15 protein-coding genes and 2 riboswitches are annotated in these 24,395 nt (G+C 66.7%); of the genes, 7 read left to right on the forward strand and 8 right to left on the reverse strand.

What is annotated here, in order from left to right; genetic code table 11:
• The 3 genes from nuoM to ED208_RS11835 all read left to right on the forward strand — a co-directional run bounded on the left by nuoM (nucleotide 1) and on the right by ED208_RS11835 (nucleotide 5,630).
• Nucleotides 1–1,584, forward strand: a complete 1,584-nt coding sequence (nuoM, locus tag ED208_RS11825; RefSeq protein ID WP_123212115.1) for an NADH-quinone oxidoreductase subunit M — start codon at nucleotides 1–3, stop codon at nucleotides 1,582–1,584.
• An 11-nt stretch (nucleotides 1,585–1,595) separates the two neighbouring features.
• Nucleotides 1,596–3,047 carry an NADH-quinone oxidoreductase subunit NuoN gene (gene nuoN, locus ED208_RS11830; protein ID WP_123212240.1) on the forward strand — a complete coding sequence of 484 codons (1,452 nt, stop codon included), beginning with the start codon at nucleotides 1,596–1,598 and terminating at the stop codon, nucleotides 3,045–3,047.
• A gap of 144 nt (nucleotides 3,048–3,191) precedes the next feature.
• The gene (locus tag ED208_RS11835) at nucleotides 3,192–5,630 is read left to right on the forward strand and encodes a penicillin acylase family protein (protein WP_123212116.1); all 2,439 of its coding nucleotides are present in this window, start codon (nucleotides 3,192–3,194) and stop codon (nucleotides 5,628–5,630) included.
• A 16-nt stretch (nucleotides 5,631–5,646) separates the two neighbouring features.
• Here ED208_RS11835 and ED208_RS11840 read toward each other — a convergent pair whose 3' ends face one another.
• Genes ED208_RS11840 through gcvT form a run of 8 tightly spaced genes read right to left on the reverse strand, consistent with a single transcriptional unit; the run spans nucleotide 5,647 to nucleotide 12,722 of the window.
• A complete protein-coding gene (locus ED208_RS11840) occupies nucleotides 5,647–6,447 on the reverse strand; it encodes a DUF547 domain-containing protein (RefSeq protein ID WP_199720606.1) in 801 nt (266 codons plus the stop codon).
• A 26-nt stretch (nucleotides 6,448–6,473) separates the two neighbouring features.
• A complete protein-coding gene (locus tag ED208_RS11845) occupies nucleotides 6,474–7,409 on the reverse strand; it encodes a carbohydrate kinase family protein (protein ID WP_123212117.1) in 936 nt (311 codons plus the stop codon).
• Between the two features lie 18 nt (nucleotides 7,410–7,427).
• Complete coding sequence (locus ED208_RS11850; RefSeq protein WP_123212118.1) at nucleotides 7,428–7,787, reverse strand: diacylglycerol kinase; 360 nt, start codon at nucleotides 7,785–7,787, stop codon at nucleotides 7,428–7,430.
• Nucleotides 7,787–9,277: an aminomethyl-transferring glycine dehydrogenase subunit GcvPB gene (gene gcvPB, locus ED208_RS11855; RefSeq protein WP_123212119.1), complete on the reverse strand. Its 1,491-nt coding sequence runs from the start codon at nucleotides 9,275–9,277 to the stop codon at nucleotides 7,787–7,789. Before gcvPB ends, ED208_RS11850 begins: the two co-directional genes overlap by 1 nt.
• Nucleotides 9,278–9,286: 9 nt before the next feature.
• Nucleotides 9,287–9,787 (reverse strand): thiol peroxidase, encoded by a 501-nt coding sequence (tpx, locus tag ED208_RS11860; RefSeq protein WP_123212120.1) that lies wholly within the window; start codon nucleotides 9,785–9,787, stop codon nucleotides 9,287–9,289.
• 24 nt (nucleotides 9,788–9,811) lie between these two features.
• Entirely contained in the window at nucleotides 9,812–11,173 is a 1,362-nt protein-coding gene (gene gcvPA, locus ED208_RS11865; RefSeq protein ID WP_123212121.1) for an aminomethyl-transferring glycine dehydrogenase subunit GcvPA, read from the reverse strand.
• Between the two features lie 39 nt (nucleotides 11,174–11,212).
• Nucleotides 11,213–11,602, reverse strand: coding sequence for a glycine cleavage system protein GcvH (gcvH, locus tag ED208_RS11870; protein ID WP_123212122.1), 390 nt, complete (start codon nucleotides 11,600–11,602; stop codon nucleotides 11,213–11,215).
• A gap of 37 nt (nucleotides 11,603–11,639) precedes the next feature.
• A complete protein-coding gene (gene gcvT, locus ED208_RS11875) occupies nucleotides 11,640–12,722 on the reverse strand; it encodes a glycine cleavage system aminomethyltransferase GcvT (protein ID WP_123212123.1) in 1,083 nt (360 codons plus the stop codon).
• 28 nt (nucleotides 12,723–12,750) lie between these two features.
• Nucleotides 12,751–12,817, reverse strand: a riboswitch (glycine riboswitch).
• Nucleotide 12,818: 1 nt separating this feature from the next.
• A riboswitch (glycine riboswitch) is annotated at nucleotides 12,819–12,908 on the reverse strand.
• Nucleotides 12,909–13,186: 278 nt separating this feature from the next.
• On the opposite strand from gcvT, the gene ED208_RS11880 reads away from it, so the two are divergent.
• Genes ED208_RS11880 through ED208_RS11900 form a run of 4 tightly spaced genes read left to right on the forward strand, consistent with a single transcriptional unit; the run spans nucleotide 13,187 to nucleotide 24,391 of the window.
• Nucleotides 13,187–14,803, forward strand: coding sequence for a ShlB/FhaC/HecB family hemolysin secretion/activation protein (locus ED208_RS11880; protein WP_158608531.1), 1,617 nt, complete (start codon nucleotides 13,187–13,189; stop codon nucleotides 14,801–14,803).
• A gap of 11 nt (nucleotides 14,804–14,814) precedes the next feature.
• Nucleotides 14,815–22,548 (forward strand): two-partner secretion domain-containing protein, encoded by a 7,734-nt coding sequence (locus ED208_RS11885; protein WP_123212125.1) that lies wholly within the window; start codon nucleotides 14,815–14,817, stop codon nucleotides 22,546–22,548.
• Between the two features lie 16 nt (nucleotides 22,549–22,564).
• Complete coding sequence (locus ED208_RS17340) at nucleotides 22,565–23,620, forward strand: FecR family protein (protein WP_158608532.1); 1,056 nt, start codon at nucleotides 22,565–22,567, stop codon at nucleotides 23,618–23,620.
• Between the two features lie 6 nt (nucleotides 23,621–23,626).
• The gene (locus ED208_RS11900; RefSeq protein ID WP_123212128.1) at nucleotides 23,627–24,391 is read left to right on the forward strand and encodes a SapC family protein; all 765 of its coding nucleotides are present in this window, start codon (nucleotides 23,627–23,629) and stop codon (nucleotides 24,389–24,391) included.
• Nucleotides 24,392–24,395: the final 4 nt, after the last annotated feature.

The following is a 24,395-nucleotide window of genomic DNA, read 5'->3' on the forward strand; positions in this document are numbered from 1 at the left end:
ATGGAAACCAACCTCGCTCCCGTGACCAACGCGACCATCCTGGTCTGGCTGCTGTTCCTCCCCTTCCTCGGCGGCTGGCTGAGCTGGCAGGCCGAGCGCTATTCGCGCACCCTGCCGCGCTGGATCGCGCTGTTCACCATGCTCACCGTGCTGGGCATCTCGCTGTGGCTGTGGTTCACCGGCGACTACAGCCTGGGCACGCCTAGCACCACGCCGCAGTGGGCGTTGCAGTACAAGGCCGAGTGGATTCCGAGCTTCGGCATCAGCTTCCACCTCGGGCTCGACGGCCTGTCGCTGCTGCTGGTGATCCTCACCAACCTCTTGGGCGTGATGGCGATCGGCTGCTCCTGGCGCGAGATCGACCGCTACGTCGGCTTCTTCCACCTCAATCTGATGTGGAATCTGGCCGGTGTGGTGGGCGTGTTCCTGGCGCTGGACATGTTCCTGTTCTTCTTCTTCTGGGAAATGATGCTGGTGCCGATGTATTTCCTCATCGCGCTCTGGGGTCACAGCATGCCGGGCGGCAAGAGCCGCATCTATGCCGCGACCAAGTTCTTCATCTTCACCCAGTTCTCCGGCCTGATCATGCTGCTGGCGATCCTGGCGCTGGTGTTCCTGCACCACCAGGGCACCGGCGTGTGGAGCTTCGGCTACATGGATCTGCTGAGCACCGCGCAGGGGCTGGATCCGAAGATCGCCTGGTGGCTGATGCTCGGCTTCTTCATCGCCTTCGCGGTGAAGATGCCCATCGTGCCCTTCCACACCTGGCTGCCGGACGCCCACGGCATGGCGCCCACCGCCGGTTCGGTGGACCTCGCCGGTATCCTGCTGAAGACCGCCGCCTACGGCTTGCTGCGCTTCGGCATTCCCTTCTTCCCCGAGGCCTCGCGCGACTTCGCACCGGTGGCGATGTCGTTCGCGGTACTGGGCATCCTCTACGGCGCGGTGGTGGCGTTCAGCCAGACCGACATCAAGCGCCTGATCGCTTACACCTCGATCAGTCACATGGGCTTCGTGGTACTGGGCATCTATGCCGGCACCACCGAGGCGCTGCAGGGTGTGGTGATCCAGATGATCGCGCACGGTCTTTCCGCCGGCGCATTGTTCATCCTCTGCGGTGAAATCTACGAGCGCCTGCACACCCGCGACCTCACCAAGATGGGCGGCCTGTGGGCGCGCCTGCCCTATCTGCCACCGATCATGCTGTTCTTCAGCGCCGCCTCGCTGGGCTTGCCGGGTTTGGGCAACTTCGTCGGCGAGTTCCTGATCCTCACCGGCAGCTTCAAGGTCGCGCCGCTGTTCACCGTGCTCTCGGCCACCGGCCTGATCCTGGCGGCGGTGTACTCGCTGATCCTGGTGCAGAAGGCCTTCCACGGTAAGCCGCGCGACGATGGTCACGGCGCCCATCTGGAAGACCTCTCCAAGCGCGAGTTGGCGATGATGGGCCTGCTGATGGCGCTGCTGCTGGGCATTGGCCTCTACCCGCAACCGGTGCTGAACACCTCCGCCACGGCGATGAAGACGGTGGAGCTCCAGTACCAGCCGGCCGCCGCCACTGCGGCGCTGTCCGCCCCCGCTCCGTGATGAACCACGCCATGACCACTCAACAACTCACGGCGCTGCTGCCCCTGATCCTCGCCACGCTCACCACCGTGGTGGTGATGCTGACCATCGCCTTCAAGCGCCAGCACCGGCTGGTGGCGGCGATGACCGTGATCGGCCTCAACCTCGCGCTGCTTTCGCTAGGGCCGGTGCTGCTGGCCGCCAACGGCGAGCCTATCGAACTGACCCCGCTGCTGATCGTCGACGGTTACGCGATCTTCTACATGGGTCTGCTGCTGGTCACCGCGCTCGGCGTGCTGACGCTCTGCCATGCCTACTTCGAAGGCTATGCCGGTAACCGCGAGGAGCTCTACCTGCTGCTGGCTATGGCCACCCTCGGTGCCCTGGTGATGGCCTGCTCGCGGCATTTCGCCAGCTTCTTCATCGGCCTGGAACTGCTGTCGATCCCGCTCTACGCCATGGTCGCCTATCCGGTGCGCGACAGCCGCGCGCTGGAAGGCGGCATGAAGTACCTGGTGCTGTCGGGCGCCGCCTCGGCCTTCATGCTGTTCGGCATCGCCCTGCTCTACGCCGAGACCGGCGCGCTGGGCTTCGCCGAGATCGCCGCCAAGCTCTCCGCCGGCCGGCCCGGCATCCTGCTCGCCGGCGCGGCGATGATCCTCTCCGGCGTCGCCTTCAAGCTCTCGGCGGTGCCCTTCCACCTGTGGACCTCGGATGTCTACGAGGCGGCGCCGGCACCGGTGTCGGCCTTCCTGGCGACGGTGTCGAAGGCCGCGATGTTCGTGGTGGTCTACCGCCTGTTCGTCAACATCGGCCTGTTCCGGCATCCGCTGGCGCTGGACGCCCTGACCTGGGTGGCGGTGGCCTCGATGGTGGTCGGCAACCTGCTGGCGCTGCGGCAGGACAACGTCAAGCGCATCCTCGCCTACTCCTCCATCGCGCAGTTCGGCTATCTGCTGGTGGCGCTGGTGGCTTCCGGTGGCCGCGCCACCGAGGCGGCCGGCATCTTCCTGCTCACCTACATCGTCACCGCGCTCGGCGTGTTCGGGGTGATGACACTGGTGTCGAGCCCGATGAAGGACCGCGATGTCGAGCACATCGAGCAGTTGCGCGGCCTGTTCTGGAAGCGCCCCTACCTGTCGTCGATCATGACCACGATGCTGCTGTCGCTGGCGGGCATCCCGCTTACCGCCGGTTTCGTCGGCAAGTTCTACCTGATCTCGGTGGGTGTCGATACCCGGCAATGGCTGCTGATGGGCGCGGTGGTCGCCGGCAGCGCCATCGGTCTGTACTACTACCTGCGGGTGATGATCATGATGTTCCAGCCGATCCCGGTGCGGGAGCGGGTCAGCGAGCCGCTGAACTGGGTGCAACAGTCGGGTGGCGCCATGCTGATGGCGGCGATGGCTCTGGTGCTGGTGCTCGGCGTCTATCCGGAGCCCTTCCTGCAACTGATCCGCTCCGCGACGCTGGCGCTGCGCTAGACCGCAACGTCGGCCCCAGCCCGCCCTGCGCCAGAGCAGGGCGGGCTTTTTTTTGGCCGCGACCGCCCCCGTCTGGCTCGCGGCGCCAGGCTGCGCTAGCCTGCGCGACAGCAACATAAAACAACAATTTCCGAGGAGAGCTTCATGCTTCACGCCAAGGCCGCCGGCCTATTGCTGGTTTCCGTATTGCTGGCCGCCTGCGGCAGCTCCGAACCACCGAACGAAACCGCTGCCGGTGGCAAGTACGAGGTCACCGTCACCCGCACCAGCCTCGGCATCCCGCACATCAAGGCGGCGAGCTTCGGCAGCCTCGGCTACGGCTATGGTTACGCCTTCGCCGAGGACAACCTCTGCGTCCTGCAGGAGGATCTGGTCACGATCCGTGGCGAGCGCGCCAAGTACTTCGGCCGCAACGGCAGCTACACCATCGTCCCGAATGGCGTCACCGCCAACAATCTCGACAGCGACTACTTCTGGAAGCTGGCTGCCGGCGACGAGGCGATCACGCCCACGCGCAACACCACCCTGCCCAGCTTCAAGGAGGTCACCCAGGGCTTCGCCGACGGCTACAACCGCTACATCCGCGAGCTGAAGGCCGGCGCCCATCCCGGCCGCCACGCCGCCTGCGCCTCGGCCGACTGGCTGTTCGAGATCAGCGCCGACGATATGTACCGGCGCTATTACCGGCTGGCGCTGATCGCCTCCTCCTCGGTGTTCATCAAGGAGATCGCCAATGCCAAGCCGCTGCTGTCGCTCGGCGCCAGCGGCCTGCCTGGCACGAGCAGCGCCAAGCTCAAGGAGCCGACCCCGGCGCAGAAGCAGGCGGCCCTGAAGGCCGACCCTGGCCCCTTCCGCTACTTCACCGAACTGCGCGGCAAACGCTTCGGCAGCAATATGTACGCGCTGGGCAAGGACGCCACCCAGGATGGCTCCAGCATGCTGTTCGGCAACCCGCACTTCCCCTGGACCGGCTCCGAGCGGCTCTATCTCTCGCACCTGGAGCTGCCCGGCCAGATCGACACCATGGGCGCCTCGCTGTACGGCGTGCCGGCGATCCTGATCGGCTTCAACGACCACTTCGCCTGGAGCCACACGGTCACCGCCGCCTACCACTTCGGCCTCTACGAGCTGACGCTGAATCCGCTCAACCCCATGCAGTACCTCTATGACGGCGCCTTCCGCGACATCCAGCAGATCCCGATTGAGATTCAGGTGAAGGAAACCGACGGCTCACTCTCCACCGAAAAGCGCACGCTCTACCGCTCGCACTACGGGCCGATGCTGGTGCTGGAAGCCAGCGGCATCCCGGTGCTCGGCTGGACACCGCTGAAGGCCTACAGCATCCGCGATGCCAACGCCGAGAACGACCGCCTGATCAATCAGTTCGCGAGCTGGAACATGGCCAACTCGCTGGACGAATTCATCCGCCTGCACGGCGAGATCATGGGCATCCCCTGGGTCAACACCGTCGCCACCGGCCCCGGCGGCAAGGCCTACTACGGCGATCTGAGCGTGGTGCCGAACGTGCCGAACAGCAAGATCACGCTCTGCCAGGCGCTGCCCATCCATCAGGTGGTGCAACTGCTGGTGCCCGGCGTGCCGGTGCTCGATGGCTCGCGCGGCAACTGCGAATGGGACAGCGACGCCGACTCGCCGGTGCCCGGCATCTTCGGCCCCGGCAACCACCCCAAGTTGCTGCGCGACGACTGGGTCGCCAACAACAACGACAGCTACTGGCTGACCAACCCGGCCGAGCCGCTCACCGGCTATGCCCGCATCATCGGTGACGAGGAAACCGCCCGCTCCTACCGCACCCAGCAGGCGATCACCCAGATGCAGCGCCGTCTCGACGGCAGCGACGGTCTGGGCGCGCCCAAGTTCACCCTGCCGCTGCTGCAGCAGGTGACGCTGTCGGCCAAGATCAAGACCGCCGAATACGGCCTGGCCAATGTGCTCGCCGACATCTGCCCGAGCGCCAGTGGCGACGAGGCGGCCGCCTGCGCGGCGCTGGCGCAATGGGATGGCACGGCCAACCACGACTCGGTGGGCGCACTCGTCTGGCGCGAGTTCTTCCGCGCGCTGACCGCTGGCGAGGACCGGGGTGGCAACTTCTGGCGCGTGCCGTTTTCCGCCGACGATCCGGTCAACACCCCGCGCGATCTGAACACCAGCCAGCGCGCGGTGAAGACCGCCTTCAGCGCCGGGGTCGCTGCGGTCAAGGCCAGCGGTTACGCCTTCGACGCCCCGCTGGGCTCGGTGCAGCACCCCTGCTGCATCCTGCGCGACATCCCGGTGTTCGGCGGCGACTTCTTCGAGGGTGCTTTCACCATCGCCTCCAGCGACGCGCTGACCGAGCAGGGCTATGACGTGGCCTACGGCAACAGCTACATCCAGACCGTCACCTGGAACAGCCAGGGCGCGCTGGCCGAGGGCTTCATCACCTATTCGCAGTCCACCGACCCAGCCAACCCGCACTTCAGCGACTACACCCGCGAGTACTCGGCGAAACGCTGGCACCGCCTGCCCTACAAGCCGGCGGAAATCGAGGCGGACCGCATCGAGCGTTACCGGCTCAGCGAGTAAGGCTCCAAAGCCTCGTTCAGCGCCGCAGGGCGTTGAGCGACCAGTCGTAATCGCCGAAGTCGATGCGGAATTCGCCGGCGCGCAGACGCGCGCGGGCGGATTCGTCTTCGGCGAGCTGATTGGCGCGGGCCGCCAGCCAGGCGCGCAGCGAGCCCCCGGCACCAGCCTCGAAGTCTTCGCCGAACCACTTGAAGATCGGCGACAGGCGGAGCACGCCGCTGGCGGCGTCAAAGCGGTTGCGGCGGCGATCACCGAGAAAGCGGCGCTGGCCGTCGTCGAGCTGCACATCCAGCAGTTCCGCGCGATAAGGCTCGGGGCGCAGCGCCGGGCAGCCCACCGAGGCGCAGTTGATGGCGAAGTGGATGCGCGGATCGCGGTAGCGCGGCCGGAGCACCTCGTGCTCGATCCAGTCCAGCGTTCGCTCCTCGCCGAGCAGGCGGAAGAACTTCTGCTTCCAGGGCGAGCTGAACAGCCCGCCCAGATCCTTGATCGACTTCAGCGCCGGATAGCGACCGAGCACCAGCTCCAGCGTGTAGGCGTTGTAGGCATTGATCAGAAAGGCCTGCTGCTGGCGCGCGCTCCAGGCCTCGAACTCGACTCGGGAAACCGCCGAGAACTCCACCAGCACCGCCTGCAGCCGACCGCGCTCGGTTTGCAGGCCGGCATAGTCGACGGCACTGGCCCGTCCCTGCTGGGTCCATTCCACATGCCTTTGCAGCAGACCGGCGTAGGCCGAATAGCGGTCGTCGAGCGCCAAGCTGCGCGGGGAACAGAGCGCGCTACACAACAGAACCAGCAGCCAGGCCTGGCGCATCATGGCGACTCTCCTGACCGCCTCGGCGCTCAGTCGAAGCTGTAGCGGAATTCCTTCTGGAACCGCAGCTTGAACTTTTCCAGCGTGGTGTAGTGGTTCTGGGTGCCGGGCCGCTCGATGTTGTAGGCGCCGAGCAGCGAGCCGATACGGCCGGCGGTCTCCCAGTCCATGCCGCGCTCCAGGCCGTAGAGCAGGCCGCCACGGAAGGCGTCGCCGCAGCCGGTGGGGTCAGCCAGCGACTCGGCGTGAGCGACCGGAATCTCGTGGGTCTTGTCGCCGGCGTAGATGTGCGCGCCCTTGGCGCCCCGGGTGACGATCAGCGCGTCGAGACGCTCGGCGATCTGCTCCAGGCTCCAGCCGGTGCGCGCCATCACCAGCTCGGCCTCGTAGTCGTTGACCGCCATGTAGCTGGCCTGCTCGATGAAGCGCTTGAGGTCATCGCCGCCGAACATCGGCAGGCCCTGGCCGGGATCGAACAGGAAGGGGATACCCGCCTCGGCGAACTGCCGGGCATGCTGGATCATGCCCTCGCGGCCATCCGGCGAGACCGTGCCGATCTTCACGCCGGCGTCCAGGGGCACCGGCTGCACATGCGCCTCGTTCATCGCGCCCGGGTGGAAGGCGGTGATCTGGTTGTCGTCGAGATCGGTGGTGATGTAGGCCTGCGCGGTGTAGTTGTCCGGCAGCTCCTTGACGTAAGCGCGGCTGAGGCCGTGCTTGTCCATCCAGGTGGCATAGGGGCCAAAATCATGGCCGACCGTGCCCATCGGCAACGCCTTGCCGCCCAGCAGGGCGAGGTTGTAGGCAATGTTGCCGGCGCAGCCGCCAAACTCGCGGCGCAGCTTCGGCACCAGGAAGGACACATTCAGCATGTGCACCTTGTCCGGCAGGATCTCGTTCTTGAACTGGCCAGAGAAGACCATGATCGTGTCGTAGGCGAAAGAGCCGGTGATGAGGGCAGACATGCGTTGTTCTCGTAGTAATCAGCCGAATAGGACCAGGCCCCAGACCACCGGGACCTGCAGCAAAGATAAGTGCACCGCAGCGGAACCCAAGTCCTTCGCCCGACCGGACAAAGGGTGACGCTCGGTGCCGATGCGGTCCACCACCACCTCCACTGCGGTGTTGAGCAGCTCGGTGATCAGCACCGCGAACAGACTCATCAGCAACAGAGCCCGCTCGACGCCACCTTCACCCAGCCAGAGCGCCACCGGAACCAATACGAGGCACAGGGCCAACTCGATGCGGAACGCCTCCTCTTCCCGCAGCGCCCAGCCCAGGCCCCAGTAGGAAACCCGGGTGGCGCGCAGCAGGCGCGCCCAGCCCTTGATGCCATCGGCCATCAGGCGGCCTGGTAGCGCACGTCCAGTTGCCGCACGGCACGCACGTCGTCGAGGCGGCGCACCGGCATGGTGTAGGGCGCGCCCTTCACCTTCTGGATATCGGCCTTGGCCTCATCCCAGATCTTGATCAGGGCATCGACGAAGTTGTCGAGGGTCTCCTTGTCCTCGGTCTCGGTCGGCTCGATCAGCAGGCACTCGGGCACCAGCAGCGGGAAGTACACCGTCGGCGCGTGATAGCCGTAGTCGAGCAGACGCTTGGCGACATCGGTCGCGGTCAGCTCGATCTCCTTCTTCTGGCGCTTGAGGGTGATGATGAACTCGTGCGAGGCACGGCGGCTGGGGAAAGCCAGGTCGAAGCCGGCATCGCGCAGGCGGGCCATCAGGTAGTTGGCATTGAGGGTGGCGTACTCGCCGACGCGGTGCATGCCCTCGCGACCGAGCAGGCGCGCGTAGACGTAGGCGCGCAGCAGCACGCCGGCATTGCCCATGAACGCCGACAGACGACCGATGGTCTGCGGCAGATCGCGCTCGTCCAGCCAGCGATAGAAGACCGCTCCCTCCCCCGCCTGCGGGGTAGGGTTGGGGTGGGGGCGTTTGCCCACCACCGGGATCGGCATGAACGGCAGCAGGCGTTGCGACACACCCACCGCGCCGGCACCCGGACCACCGCCGCCGTGCGGCGTCGAGAAGGTCTTGTGCAGGTTCATGTGGATGACGTCGAAGCCCATGTCGCCCGGACGCACCTTGCCGAGGATGGCGTTGAGGTTGGCGCCGTCGTAATAGAGCAGGCCACCGGCCTCGTGGACGATGCCGGCAATCTCCTTGATGCGGCGCTCGAACACGCCCAGCGTCGAGGGGTTGGTGAGCATGATGCCGGCGGTCTTCGGGCCGACCGCCGCCTTCAGCGCCTCGATGTCGACGTCGCCCTCGGCGTTGGTGGGAATCTCGCGCACGGTGCAGCCGCACTGTACCGCCGTCGCCGGGTTGGTGCCGTGGGCGGCGTCCGGCACCAGAATCTCGGTGCGCTCCAGGTCGTTACGAGCCTGGTGATAGGCGCGGATCATCGCCACGCCGGCGAATTCGCCCTGCGCACCGGCCATCGGCGTCAGCGAGACGCCGGCCATGCCGGTGACGTCCTTGAGGATCTCCTGCAACTCGTACATGCAGGCGAGGAAGCCCTGCGAGTGCGATTCCGGCGCCAGCGGATGCCGCGCCAGGAATTCCGGCAGCATCGCCAGCGTGTTGCAGGCACGCGGGTTGTACTTCATGGTGCAACTGCCCAGCGGGTAGAAGTGGGTGTCGATGCTGAAGTTCAGCCGCGACAGCCGGGTGAAGTGACGCACCGCCTGCAGCTCGGAGACTTCCGGCAGCTTCGGCTTGGTCTTGCGGCGCAGCGCCTCCGGCAGCGCCGAGGCATCCACCGCCACCTGCGGGTGCTGGGCATCGGCCGAACGACCGGCACGGGAAATTTCAAAGATCAGCTTTTCCATCGTTCAGTCTCAGGCCAGCGACTTCAGCGCCGCGTCGTAGTTCGGTTCATGGGCGATCTCGCCGACCAGCTCGGTGTAGATCACCTTGTTATCGGCATCCAGCACCACCACCGCGCGGGCGGTGAGGCCGGCCAGCGGACCCTGCTCGAGCAGCAGGCCGTAGTCCTTGGCGAAGTTGCGGCCGCGCATCAGCGACAGCATCACCACGTTGTCGATGCCTTCGGCGCCACAGAAGCGCTTCTGGGCGAACGGCAGGTCGGCGCTGATGCAGAGCACCACGGCGTTGGCGAGCCCGGCCGCCTTCTGGTTGAACTGGCGCACCGACATCGCGCAGGTGCCGGTATCCACCGAAGGAAAGATGTTGAGGATCTTCCGCTTGCCGGCGAAGTCGTGCAGCGTGAGGTCCTTGAGCCCGACGCCGACCAGACGGAAGCCCGGGGCCTCACTGCCGATCGCCGGGAGTTCGCCATTGGTGGTGATCGGGTGGCCTTGCAGGGTGACGGTAGCCATTGCTTGTCTCCGTGATGGTGTTGTTCAGGCCGCGAGCAGGCGGCGCAGGGTATCGGCGTAGCGGTCCAGCTGCGCCTCGGACTTGGTTTCGGTGACGCACAGCAGCAGGGCGTTGCCCAGCTCCGGGTTGTGGCGGGACAGATCAAAGCCGCCCAGCACGCCTTCATCAGCAAGCGCTTCCAGCACCGGCGCCACCGGCTTGGGCAGGCGGATCACCGCTTCGTGGAACACCGGCGCATCGAACACCCGGCTGACGCCAGGGATGGCGGTCAGCTTCGCCAGCAGCGCGGCGGTGTTGGCCATGCTGGCGCTGGCGACCTTGGCGAGACCATCCGGTCCGAGCAGCGACATGTAGATCGTCGAGGCGGTGACCAAGAGACCCTGGTTGGTGCAGATGTTCGAGGTCGCCTTGCTGCGGCGGATGTGCTGCTCGCGCGCCTGCAGGGTGAGCGTGAAGCCAGGCTTGCCGTCGAGATCGACGGTGCGGCCGATGATGCGGCCCGGCATCTGCCGCACATAGGGCAGCTTGCAGGTCAGGAAGCCGTAATAGGGGCCGCCGGAGGACAGCGGCGCACCCAGCGGCTGACCGTCGCCGCAGACGATGTCGGCGCCCTTCGCGCCCCATTCGCTGGGCGGCTTGAGCAGCGCCAGCGAAGTCGGGTTGACCAGCGCCACCACCAGCGCACCCTGGGCATGCGCCCAGTCGGTGAGGGCATCGACGTCTTCCAGCGCGCCGAAGAAGTTCGGCTGGGCGATCACCACCGCCGTCGGCTTCACGCCCTCGTAGGCCTTGAGCGCCTCCAGGCTGGTCTGGCCAGTCTTGGCGTCGTAGTCGACCGCCGCCTGCCGGATGCCCTGGGCGTGGGTGATGCTGTTGACCACCTCGCCGTAGTACGGGTGCAGGTTCTTCGGCACCAGCACCTTGCCACTGGTGTTGACGGTATTGCAGCGCACCGCCATCAGCAGCGCCTCGGCCAGCGCCGAGGCGCCGTCGTACATCGAGGCGTTGGAGACGTCCATGCCGGTCAGCTCGGTCATCATCGTCTGGTACTCGTAGAGCACCGTCAGCGTGCCCTGGCTGGCCTCGGCCTGGTACGGGGTGTAGGCCGAGTAGAACTCGCCACGGGTGGTGATCTCCCAGACCGCCGCCGGGATGTGGTGCTCGTAGGCCCCGGCGCCGATGAAGTTGAGCGCCATGCGGTCCTGCGCGGCGCGCGCGCGCATCAACTGGCTGACCGCCATTTCTGACAGGCCTTCCGGCACCTGGGTGAGGCCCTTGCACTGCAACTCAGGGGGGATTTCGCCAAACAGCGCGTCGATGCTGGGCGCGCCGATGGCGGCCAGCATGTCCTTGACGTCGGCGTCGGTGTGGGGAATGAACGGCATGGATGCTCTACGAAATGAGGGGAAGCGGAATGCGCGCGCTTAGAGCGCGGCGATGACCTTCTCGTAACCGGCGGCGTCGAGCAGCACTTCCAGCTCGCCCGGATTGGTCACCGTCTGCTTCCACATCCAGCCGGCCTCGTAGGGGTCGGTGTTGAGAATCTCGGGCGAGTTGGCCAGAGCCGCATTGGCGTCGGTGACCTCACCGGCGATGGGCGCGTAGACATCGGAGGCGGCCTTCACCGACTCCACCACCGCGCAGGACTCGCCCGCCGCCAGCTTGCGGCCCACTTTCGGGGTTTCCACGAACACCAGATCGCCGAGCGCGTTCTGGGCGTGGTCGGTGATGCCGATCACCACCGTGCCATCGGCCTGCAACTTCACCCATTCGTGGGACTTGGCGTACTTGAGTTCAGTCGGGATGTTGCTCATGGGAATCTCCAGAAAAGATTGAAAGATGCAATCGCGTTTAAACCAGAATCTTGCCGTTGCGGACAAACGGCGGCTTCACCACCCGGGCCGGAACCCAGGCGCCGCGAATCTCCACCTCCACCGCGCCCTCGGCCCCGGACTCTACCCGGGCCATGGCGATGGAGGCCTTCATGGTCGGCGAGAAGCCGCCGCTGGTGGTCTCGCCGACAGCGCCGTTGGCATAGCGAACCTTCATGTGCGCGCGAACCACGCCACGGCCTTCCAGCACCAGCGCCACGAACTTGTGCGCGGACTTGCCGCGCAGGGCCTCCAGGGCGCCACGGCCGATGAAGTCGCGCTCGGCCGGCTCCCAGGCCACGGTCCAGCCCAGCCCGGATTCGAGCGGATGCTTGGACTCGTCCATGTCCTGGCCGTAGAGGTTCATGCCGGCTTCCAGGCGCAGGGTGTCGCGAGCGCCGAGCCCAGCGGGCTTGACGCCGTCAGCCAGCAACTTCTGCCAGAGCGCGACCAACTCGGCCTGCGGCAGGATCAGCTCGAAACCGTCCTCGCCGGTATAACCGGTGCGGCCGACGAACAGCTCACCCTCGTGGGCGGCCTGGAACACCACCAGCGCCTGCGCCTGAGCCGCGAGGCCAGCCGGCAGGTGCTTGAGCACGGCGGCGCGCGCCTGCGGGCCCTGCACGGCGAGGATGCCGAGATCGCGACGGGGTTGGACCTCCACCCCGAAGTCCTGGGCCTGCTGGCAGATCCAGGCCAGGTCCTTGTCGGCGGTGCCGGCGTTGACCACCAGGCGGAACCAGTCCTCGCGCAGGAAATAGACGATCAGGTCGTCGATGATGCCGGCGTCTTCACGCAGCATGCAGCTATACAGCGCCTTGCCGGGCAGCCCGAGCTTGGCCACGTCGTTGGCGAGCAGCCGGCGCAGGAACTCGCGCACCCGGGTGCCGTGCAGGTCGATGGCCAACATGTGGGTGACATCGAACATGCCCGCCGACTGCCGCACCGCGTGGTGCTCGTCGAGCTGGGAGGTGTACTGGATCGGCATTTCCCAGCCGGCGAAGTCAACGAGGCGAGCCCCCAATTGCTGGTGGGCGGAATGCAGGGCGGTCTTGTTGAGCATGGCGGCGTCCGAGGCAGTGATACGCCGCCCCTCTGTCCTTTTACCTGAGCGTTAGGGCGCCTTCGGTGGCCGCAGCGGCGGCTCTCTCCAGAGTGTGGATCGCACGCGATCCTTTTACCTGAGCGATTCCGGGCGGATTTGCGCCTTCGGTGCCGGCCCAGGGCCGGTCTCTCTCGCGTGCGGCGCTCAGTGTAAGCGGCCGGAACGACGCTGGCGAGCAGGAAACCGCGCTGCCTACCGCCGCTCCCGGGGAGGGCACAGGGCAGGCCTCGGCCAGGGCGGGCGGAAAGACCTCGCCGGCCCCGCGACCGCGCGATTCGGGCCGCCAAGCAGCAGCGCCGCCAACCAGGCCCTGTGGGACGTGTCCCGGTTCACGGAAGCTGCATGGACGCCTCCCCTGCGTCGGCTATAGTAAATCTTGGGACCAGCGCTGCATGATTCCAGCGCACTTGAGGAGAAGAAGCATGGGAGTCGCGTCGCGCGTCTGGGCACCGGTATTGGTCCCCGTCAGTCTATTTGCCACCCTGGCTCAGGCGGCAGACCCGCTAACCGCCGGGGCGATTTCCGACACGCTCAAGCGTGCCCCGGAGCTGCAGGCGCCCGAACCGCTGTCCTCGCCGGTGCCGCCGCCGCGCGCCGAGGCCCCGCCGGGGTCGGAGGGCAAGACCCTCACCGTCCAGCGTTTCCAGTTCAGCGGCAACACCCTGTTCAGCGATGCGCAACTGGCGGCGCTGGTCGCCGACTATCTCGGCAAGCCGGTCAGTCTGATCCAGCTCTACGAAGCCGCCGACCGCATCACCAGCCACTACGTCGAGGCCGGCTATACCCTGGCTTCGGCCCAACTGCCGGCACAGAAGATCAGCGACGGCGTGGTGCAACTGGAAATCCTCGAAGGCCGGGTCGGCAAGGTCGTCTATGAAGGACTGAAGGGCTACCGCCCGGCCGACCTCGATGTCTATCTGGCCGGCACTGCCGGCCAGGTCTACCGTGGCGCTTCCTTCGAAGACGGGCTGCGCGACATCGACGCCCTGCCCGGCCTGGACGCCCGGGCGGTGCTGCGCCCCGGCGAAAGCTACGGCAGTACCGACATCGTCGTGCAAGGCAAGGAGACCCCCTACCAGGGCTCGTTCTTCATCGACAACAGCGGCCGCGATACGGCCGGCGAAACCCGTTTCGGCGTACAGGTGGACCTCAACAACCCGCTGCGGATCGGCGACCAGCTCAGCCTGCTGGGCCTGCGTTCCTCCAACGATCTTCTGGAATACGGCCTGATCGGCTACTCGCTGCCCACCGGCTGGCAGGGCAGCCGGCTCAAGTTCAGCTATGGCTACGCCAAATTCGAGCTGGGCGGCGGCTTTCAAGGCGTGGCTGGCAGCAACCGCAATGGCCGGGTGGAGTTGGAAGTGCCGGTGCTGCGTGCTGGCGCCGACCAACTGAGCCTGAGCGCGGCGATCTCGGACACCAAGGCCGATACCGATTTCTCCGGCGTGCCGCTGCGCGCCACCGAACTGACGCTGCTGGAGCTGGGCGGCGTCTACACCCACCTGTACCGGGGCGGCGCCGTCAGCCAGCTGGTGGCCAGCCTGGGCAGCAACTTCCAGAAGGCCGACGCCAACGACCGCAACTCCCAGCGCATCCGCCTGGAGTTGGACGGCCAGCACATCCAGCCCATCGCCAAGCAGATCCAGCTGGTCGCGCACGGCCTGTTCGTCTACTCGCCCGATCCGCTACCGGACACCCAGCAGCTGTCTATCGGCGGCCCGACCACGATCCGCGGCCACGCGCCTTCCGAGGCCCGTGGCGACTGGGGCTACCTGGGCTCCCTCACCCTGCGCCGCCCGTTTGCCCTGGGCAAGCTGGTTCTGACGCCACGGGTGTTCGTGGACGCTGGCCGGGTGCGCTCGCGTGACCCCAGTGGCAGCACCCCGGAACCCACGCTGGCCAGCGTCGGCGTCGGTGCCGACGCGGTGATGGACCGGGTCAGCCTCAAGCTCGATTACGCCACCCCCAGGGACGACACCCCGGTCGGCGACGGCAAGGACAGCGGGCGCGTCTACGGCACGCTCGCCGTCCAGTTTTAAGGAGATTCCGCATGACCAAGCTCCGCCTCAATCCGCTGCGCGCGCCCCTGGTGTACCGCCGCTGGCTGGCGCTGGCGCCGGTACTGACGCCGGCCCTGGCCCTGGCCGGCCCCACCGGCGGCACGGTGATCGCCGGTCAGGTCAACATCGGCCAGCCGGACGCGCTCACCACCCTGGTGCAGCAGAACAGCCAGACCGCGGTGGTCAACTGGCAGCAGTTCAACGTCGGCGGGCAGGAGCTGGTGCAGTTCGTGCAGCCCTCGGCCTCGGCCGCCATCCTCAACCGTATCGTCGGCGGCAGCCCCAGCGAAATCCTCGGCAACATCTCGGCCAATGGCCGGGTGTTCCTGATCAATACCCAGGGCGTGATGTTCGGCGCCGGCAGCCGGGTGGATGTTGCCGGTCTGGTCGCCAGCACGCTGGACATCTCCGACGCCGATTTCCTCAACGGCCGCTACGTATTGGCCGGCAATGGCAGCGGCGCCGGCGTGGTCAACCAGGGCCAGATCAGCGCCGCCGACGGCGGCTTCGTGGTACTGGCCGGTGACAGCGCCCGCAACAGCGGCCTGATCCAGGCCCGGCTGGGCGACATCGTGCTGGCCTCCGGCTCGGCGATGACCCTGGATCTGGCCGGCGACGGCCTGATCAACTACCGCGTCGACGGCGCCGCGCTGTCGCAGGCGGCCGGCGTCGCCAACAGCGGTCAGCTGCTGGCCGACGGCGGCCGGGTTCTGATGTCGGCAAACGTCGCGCGCGGCCTGGTGCGCGACGTGGTCAACAACAGCGGCCTGATCCGCGCCACCGGTGTCGCCGAGGAGAACGGCGAGATCGTGCTGCTCGGCGCTGGCGGCAATGTCGTCAACACCGGCAATCTCGACGCCAGCAGCACGACCTCGGTTGGCGGCAGCATCCAGGTGCTCGGCGACCGTGACATCCGCATCGAGGCCGGCCTGATCGACGCCTCCGGCGCCCAGGGCGGCGGCGAAATCCGCCTCGGCGGCGGCATCCAGGGTGGCGAAGGCCTGGTTCAGGCCGAACGTCTGTATCTGGCCGAGGCCGCCACCGTGCGCGCCGACGCCACGGTGCAGGGTGATGGCGGCCGTATTGCCGCCTATTCGCAGGATCATTCGGTGCTGGCCGGCCTGCTGTCGGCCCGGGGCGCCGGCCAGGGCGGCGACGGCGGCTTCGTGGAAACCTCTAGCCACGGCCTGCTCACCGTCACCCAGGTCCCGCAACTGAGCGGCGCCACCGGCGGTGATTGGCTGATCGACCCGCAGGACATCGACATCGTCGCCGGCAATGGCTACGGCGGCATCAGCAGCAGCAACCCCTTCGAAGCAAACAGTGACAACGCCCAGCTCGGCGTCAATCTGATCACCAGTGCTCTGAGCGGTGGCACCAGCGTCACCGTCAGCACCGGCGGCAGCGGCAGCCAGAACGGCGACATCCGCCTGCTCACGGCGCTGGACTACAACGGCACCGGACACGGGACGCTGACGCTCGATGCCGCTGGCGGCATCTTCCTCAACGACAAGATTTTCGACAGCAGCAGCGGCGGCGACAGTCTCAATCTCAACCTCAATGCCGGTGGCAACATCGTGCTGGGCAGCACGGTCGATCTAGGCGCCGATGGCTATGCAAACCTGAGCGCTTACGGCGACATCGGCCTCGGCAACCTCAGTGCCGGCGAGATTCAGGTCAGCACCAGCGGAAACATCTCGCTGGCCGCCGGCCAGACGCTGCGCTCCACCGCCTACGGCATCCATCTCACCGGCCAGTCGCTGGAACTCTCCGGCCTGCTCGACAGCGCCGGGGAAATTTCGGTCACCGCCAGCGCCGGCAACCTGAGCGGTGGCGGTGACTACACCGCAGCCGGCTACATCGAGCTCTACGCCCACGAAAGCGGCTACGGTGGCTACGGCGGCAGCGCCCAGCCGGGCGATCTGGTGGTCGATCAGGTGCATGCCGGCAACGGCGTCTACATCAGCGCCGCCGGCGCCATCCAGCTGGGCGCCAACAGCGGCTACGGCGATGTCGTCTCCGCCCACGACTACCTCAGCATCTACGGCGACTCGATCCGCAGCAGCGGCAACCTCGTTGCCGTCGGCGATGGCGACGTCAGCATCGACCTGGCCGCCAACGCCGGCAGCATCGACATCGACGGCAGCATCCAGGCGGTGTCCCAGCACGGCGCTGCCCGACTGCAGGCCGATGCCTACCAGACCTCGACCTACGACCCGCAAACCGACAGTTACCAGACTTCGGGCGGCAATATCTCGGTCGGCTCGATCGGGGTGCGCGCCGCCGAAAGCGGGGTGGAAGGCCTGCCGCCACGCCTGGGCTACAACCTGCTCGGCTACCAACCTGCGGCGTCCGCCCTGCTCGCCGCCGACGGAAACATCGACATCGGCGACATCCGTGTCGAGAGCTACACGCCGCTGCTGTATGCCAGCTATGGCGGCAACGAGACCCTGTCGGCGGCTTCGGCGGCCCTGCTCATCAACCCCGGCTCGCATGCCAGCGCCGGTACGGTCAGTCTGGGCAAGGTCGAGGTCTATGGCTACGGCGATGCCCATGCCCTGATCCGCGGCACCGGCGCAGTGACGCTCTCTGACGGCCTGAAGGTGCACTCCTTCGTTGCCGAGTACATCCGCACCGACAACTGCGACTGCAACGATCCGCTGACCGAGACCGTCCTGTTCGGCAACGCCACCGCCGAGATCGGCGAGTTTGCCAACTACAACACCAACACCTTCGCCACCAATGGACTCGGCAGCGGCCTGGCCTCGGAGGACTTCAAGGTCAGCCTGGGCTATCTGAACGTCCGCGGCCCCAACGCCCTGGCGCGGATTTCCGCCGGCAGCCTGGAAATCGGCACCGACAGCAATCCCGAATCCGCCTCCTACGGCTCCTCGGTGCTGGTGCAGAGCCACATCGGCGTCAACACCCAGACCGAATACCTGGCCGAAGCCAGCCACACCGTCACCGATGCCGACGGCAATGTCGTCTACCGGGACAACATCTCGCAGGCGCAGGCGGAGTTCATCACCAGCCGCGCCGGCGGAGAGCAGGCCAGCCAGCTCTATAACGGCAGGGTGCGCGTCGGCGGCCGCGAGGCCAGCCTGAGCCTGCAGGCTGCCAACGGCGGCAGCATCCGCGTCGCCGACGCCTTGCTCGGCACCCAGCTGGTGCGGGGCTCCATCGACGTCGAGGGCCTGGGCTATGTGGTCGACGGCGACTATTACGACTACGCCTATGGCGGACGCGGCTTTGACAGCTATGGGCTGTTCCTGCGTCCGTCTCTGATCAATGCGCCGGTCGTGACCCAGTTCGACGAAGCCAGCCCCTCGCCCTACCTGCACTGGGGCGCGGCGAGCTTCCGGGTGGTCGGCGGTGAGTTCGTGCCCTATGACGTCGAGAACCCGCAGTACGGCGGCTACCTGCAGGATGCGGCCGCCGGCAGCCTGAGCCTGGGCGGCGATCTCCGCCTCAACGGCGTCGGTGCCGCGCAGGGCGAGGTCTGGGCCGATCAGGTCAATCTCGCCGGCGTGCGGGTGAATGCCGCGCAGGGCGAGGTGTTCGGCGAAACCGGCCTGGCCTACGACTACGGCTATTACGTAAACGTGCAGCGGGAGTACTACGAGGCCAGCAACCCGACCAGCGGCGCGGTCGACAGCTACCAGCTGCGTCGGCAGATCAGCGGCAACCACGCGGTCGAAACCCTGGGCGGCAGCGTTCAGGCGGCCACCGCCGGCCTCGCCGGCATTTCCTTCGAAGGCGCCGACAGTCTGCACATCGGCGGCGAGCTGAATGTCAGCGGTCTGTCCGCCGAGGCGGGCATCAACAGCTATGCCAGCGCCGTGGTCGACGGCGCGGTCCGCCTGGACGGCCGCCCCGATGGCAGCACGCCGGCCTACCTGCGCGAAGACCTGAGCTTCCTCGGCTACTCCGATCCCCTGCCCCCGACCTTGCCGGATACCCACAGTGTGCTGGTCGGCGGCCGCACCGGACTCCAGGTCAACACCGAGTCGCTACGACTGAACCAGGGCGTCGACATTCGCGGCACCCTGATTGCCGGGCTGCTCATCGACTCCGCCGACGCCGTCATCACCGGCGACGTGCGGATTGATGCCGCCACCGGGCACATCGAATCCAACAGCCCCACGGTCACCAGCGATCCCGTCAACCTGGATCTGGGACTGGCCGCGATCCGCCTGGGAACCAGTACCGGTAGCCCGGTGCGGATCGTCGACGGCGGGCTTACCGTGATCGGCGGCACAGAAGTGGACATCGGCGGACTCAATCTGATCTCCGACGGCGATGTCCGCCTCGATGCCGGCGCCAATGGCGACATCCGCCAGTCGCTGCGCGATCTGGTGGAGCAGTTCGAGCATCCGTTCACGGTAACCCCGGACAACCGGATCAATCTCGCCGACACGCTCGATACCGAGCCCTTGCTGTCGGACCTGCTGGGATCATCCTCGCGGACCTGCTATGCCGAGATCGCAGACTGCGGCTTCGCCGTGAACACCTCGGGCTCCGCCGACATTCAACTTAATGGACAACAGATTGAAGCCGGCGCCGGACAGTTCTCGGCCGGCGGAGATTTCACCGCCACGGCCAGCACCGGCCTGGAGATCGGCACCGTCTCCGCTGGCGCGGTCCTGACTCTGAGCAACAGCGAGTCTCTCAGCCTCAGCGGCAATCTCAGCGGTGGCACCGTCCTGCTCAGAACCGATGGCAAATTCAGTAATGCCAGCGGGCTTGTCATCGTAGCCGGAAGCGGTAGTCTCAGCATAGATGCAGGCAGCATCGACAGCGCCGGGAACGCCGGCCTGCTCTTCCTCGGCTCGGCCGGCAGTCTGCAACTGGTGGCGGACGACATCAATCTATCGAACTACACCTTGTCGGCTGATGGTGCAGTGAGGCTAGAAGCCAACACCATCAGCCTGGGTGGCGGTTCGCTGCTAGGCGACAGCCTCAAGCTAGTTGCCCAGAGCACACTCAGCCTGACCGGGAGCGATCTCACCAGCAACAACGGCACAAGCCTGAGCGGCAACTCGGTCACGGTCAGCATCGCGCAGATTGATGCCGCCAATCTAGACATCACCAGTGACGGCGTCCTGATTATCGAAGATGACAGTCGCCTATTCGGCTCCAACATCAATCTTGGCGGCGCTGGCCTGCTGAAGATCAATACCTCTCGAATCCATAGCAGCGGCAACCTGAATCTGACTTCCTCCGATGGCAGTGTCGCCATCGGCGATAGCAGCGAGTTGGTCGGCCACACCGTCGCATTCGTTGTCGGCGGCAACTTTAGCAACACTGGCGCGATCAGCGTCACCGCTAACACCGGCGGCCTTGCCATCAACGCCGGCAGCGTCACCAGTGGCGGCCTGCTCACCCTCCACTCAGCCGGCGATATGCGACTGGTAGCGAACAGCATCAACCTGGCTGCCTATACGCTGCAGGTCAATGGTACAGCGAGCATGGATGCCAGCAGCATCAGTCTCGGTGCCGGATCGCTCACAGGTGGCAGCCTAGCGCTGACCGCTCAAAACGCACTTAATCTCGCCGGCAGCAGCCTCGTCATTGGTAACGACGCGACACTGCGCGGCGACTCCGTCACGCTCAGCAACGCGCAGATTGGGGCCACCACACTGAACATTAGCAGTGGCGACGCTCTGCTCATCGGCAGCTCTGAACTGCGGAGCAGCGCTCTCAGTCTGATGGGCAAATCCATCGCCATTGAAGGCGGCAGCCTGTTGTCCGGCTCCGCCATCAGCCTGGGTAGCGCCAGCCTGCTGAAGATCGACAGCGCTCGAATCGACAGTAGCGGAAACCTGAGCCTGACCGCCTCCAGCGACAGCGTGGTCATCGGCAACGACAGCGAACTGAATGGCCACAACGTCCAACTCCGCGGCAATGTGATCGATACCCGCCAGGCCCGCATTACAGCAACTGGCGATCTCAGCGCTATTGCAGCCGACGATCTGATGTTGGGCAGGACTTCGGTCGGTGGCGCGTTGAGTCTGCAGGCTGGCGACATCCTTAGTCTGAGCAACAGCGAGTCTCTTAGCCTCGGCGGCAGCCTCAGCGGCAACACCGTCTCGCTCAGCACGGCCGGAGCCTTTGGCAATGCCGGCGCGCTCCACGTCGCCGCCGGCACCGGCGGTCTCGTGATCCATGCCGGGGCCATCGGCAGCACCGACCTGCTTTCCCTCAGCTCGACCGGCGGCCTGGAGTTGGTTGCGGCCAACAGCATCAATCTGGCCGGCTATGTCCTGTCGGCCACTGGCGCCGCGCATCTGGCGGCCAACACCATCACGCTCGGCTCCGGCGCTCTGTCCGGCGGCAGCCTGACACTCGCCGCGCAGAACGCCCTCAATCTGGACGGCGGCAATCTGACCACGGGCGCTGGTGCGACCCTGAGCGGAAGTTTGGTCAAGGTCTCGAATACCTTGATCGAAGCCGCCAGCCTGGGCATTACCAGTGGCAATACGCTGCGGATCAACAACCACTCCGTGCTGCGGGGCGGCACGCTCAACTTGACGGGCAAGACGGTCACTATCGAAGGCGGCAGCGCCCAGTCCGGCTCGGCCATCACCATCGGCAGCACCGGCCTGCTGACTATCGACGGCTCCCAGGCCGATAGCAGCGGCAGCCTCAGCCTGAGCTCCTCGGGCGGCAGCGTGGCCATCAGCAACGACAGCCTGCTGCGCGGCGTTAATCTCCAGTTGCACGGCAAGGGTGCGGTCAGCGTCGAGAATTCCCGCCTACTGGTCAGCAATAACCTTGAGGCCAGCGGCGGCAAGGCGCTGACCAGCATTCCGGCCGGCAGCATCGAACTCAAGGGTGCCGGCCTGACCTTGCGCAATGCCGAACTGGCTGGCGGTGATGTCCGGCTGCTCGGTGGCGTCGGGCTGGTGACCCTGGATGGCGGCAGTATCGAAGGCAACATCGTGCGCATCGAGGCCGACTCGGTCACCACTCCGAGCGCAGTGCAGATCAGCGCCAATGGCTTCGGCGCGCGCGGCAAGATTCTCGACTTCGGGCTCGCCAGTTTCAGCTTCGGCTCCGGCGCGGCGCCGTTCGGCGACGACGAGGGCCTGATCGAGGCACTGACCGGGACCAACGCCGATCTGCGGCCGTCCTCGGGGCCCAATGCCAGCTTCGTCGCCTCGCAGTTCCTGACGCTCGGCGCGATCAGCGGCTCGGCGCACTACCTGCTGTTCGACTCCAGCGACTTCACCTTCAATGGCACGGTGCGCGGCGCCAGCGACCTGTTCCTGCAGGTGATCCCCACCGACGACCGCGCGCCGCTGGGCATCAGCGATCTCAGCTTCGCGCGCTTCGCACGCAGCCTGGCCATCGGCAGCAACAATTACTCCGGCGATATCTTCCTGCTGGACGGCAACGGTGGCCCTGCCGGCAAGGCCCTTAATGCCGGCACCGGCACCAACTACATCTTCCTGACCGGGGGCAAGGTCTCGGGCGCCGACAAGATCAGCACCAACGGCCGCGTGGTGGTCCTGGGCCGGGTCGATACCGGCGTGCCGGAAGACATCCGCAGTGCGGGCGCCAAGGACCTGGTGCTGGTCAGCTCCGACTTCTCGCCGGCCGGTCCGCCGTCCGACGCCGAGCGCGCCAGCAATCCGCTGCTGCCGGACCGCAGCCTGCCGGGCCATGGCGGCGTCAGCAGCGACGATAGCGGCGATACCCAGCAGCAGTGCGATGCGATCTGATCACCGGGACCCGACCATGACCTCTATGCGCAACTGGATTCTCGCCCTGGTACTGGCGCTGGTTTCGGCCCCGCAGGCCTTGGCGGCCGACGCGGCGGCGAAAGTCGTGATGCTCACCGGCAAGGCCACCGCCGTGGGCGTCAGCGGGGAAGTCCGCAGCCTGACCAAGGAAGATGCCGTCTACTCCGGCGAGTTGATCACCTCCGGCCCAGGCAGTTACGTCAACCTACGCTTCGCTGACGGCGCGTTCTTTCTGCTGCGGCCCAGCACCCGCTTTCAGATCGAGCACTACCGTTACGTCGATCCGGCCCAGGTCGCGGCTGCCAAGGCCGCCGTGGCTCCGGTGGCCCCAGTGGCTCCCGCCGCCACCGTGAAGACGGCATTCAACGGCCCAAGCCAGGAAGAAGTCGGTCTGGCCTGCGCGGCCAGCCAGATTTGCAAGGAGTGCCGCGCCAGCAAGAACGATCACTCCAAAGCCTGCAACCTCTGCTTCATCCGGGTGCAGAACTGCAAGGCGGTGAAGAAGGCCTTCCAGTCCGCCCAGAAAGCGGCGGCGACCCAGGTTGCCAGCCCGACGCCGACTCCCGCCGAGCCTCCGGCGGCGGCCACCCCGGTCACGCCGGTGCCGGTGCAAGTGGCCACCGTGCCTGCGGAAACGGGGGAGACCTCGCGTGCCTTCTTCCGCCTACTCAAGGGCGGCTTCCGTTCGGTCAGCGGCCTGATCGGCAAGGCCAACCACGAGGACTACCGGGTCAGCACGCCGGTGGCCACCATCGGTATCCGCGGCACTCGCTATAGCGCCCGCCTCTGCCAGGGCGATTGCAGTGATCGCGAGGAAATCCTCGCCAAGTTGCGCGCCGCCGGGCGTGACGCAAAAGCCGGCGAGACCATCCTGGTGACCACGGTCGAGGAGGGCAAGATCGCCATCCAGACCAAGACCGCCGAAGACCTGCAAACCCCGGGCAGCACCCGCATCGTCGGCGAGGACGGCAGCATCACCGAGACCGACAGCCCGCCGAGCACCGAGCGCAACGACCAGGATCTCAATCCGGAATCCTGCGGCACCGAATAGCACCCCATGGCCGCTCTGCAATTCCTGGCGCCGCCGGGCTACGGCAAGCTCGTGCCGCTGGACCGCCAGCGGCATGGGACCCTGGGACTGCCGGCCGCTGAGCAGTTCCAGTGGTGTGCGCAGCTGAATGCCGTGCATCTCAACGCCCCGGAGTTTGCCAAGGCCGCCGCCGACTACCCCATCGCCTTTGTGCGCGACGAGGACAGCGGCGAGTTCGCGCCGGTGGCGGTGCTGGGCCTGCGCAGCCGCCAGAACCTGTTCGTCAACGCACTAGGCCAGTGGCGCCGCCACAGCTATGTGCCGGCGACGGTGCGTCGCTACCCCTTCTGCATTGCCGAGATTCCCCAGCCGGAGGGCGCGCCGCAACGCCTGGTCTGCGTCGAGGAAGAGAAGCTGGCACGCGGCGGCACGCCGCTGTTCGCCGCCGACGGCAGCCCCTCCGAGGCCTGGCAGCAGACCCAGCGCCTGCTGGAAGCCATCGAAGGCGCCCGCCTGCAAACCCGGGTACTGTGCCGGCGCATGGAGGCCCTGGGCCTGTTGACCCCGTTCGACGCACTGGCCCTGCCCCGCCAGGGCCAGCGCATGCGCCTCCAGGGCCTGTTCCGCGTGGACGAAGAGCGCCTGCAAGCGGTTCCCGGCCGCGACCTGCGCACCCTGATGCGCAAGAACGAGCTGCGCGCGATCTACGCCCATCTGCTGTCGCTGGAAAACTTCGCCCGGCTGATGGACTACGCCCTGGAGCAAGACGCCGCCGACGCGGCGCCGGGCTGAAGCC

The sequence above is a fragment of the Stagnimonas aquatica genome, from assembly GCF_003730135.1.
Classification (GTDB): domain Bacteria; phylum Pseudomonadota; class Gammaproteobacteria; order Nevskiales; family Nevskiaceae; genus Stagnimonas; species Stagnimonas aquatica.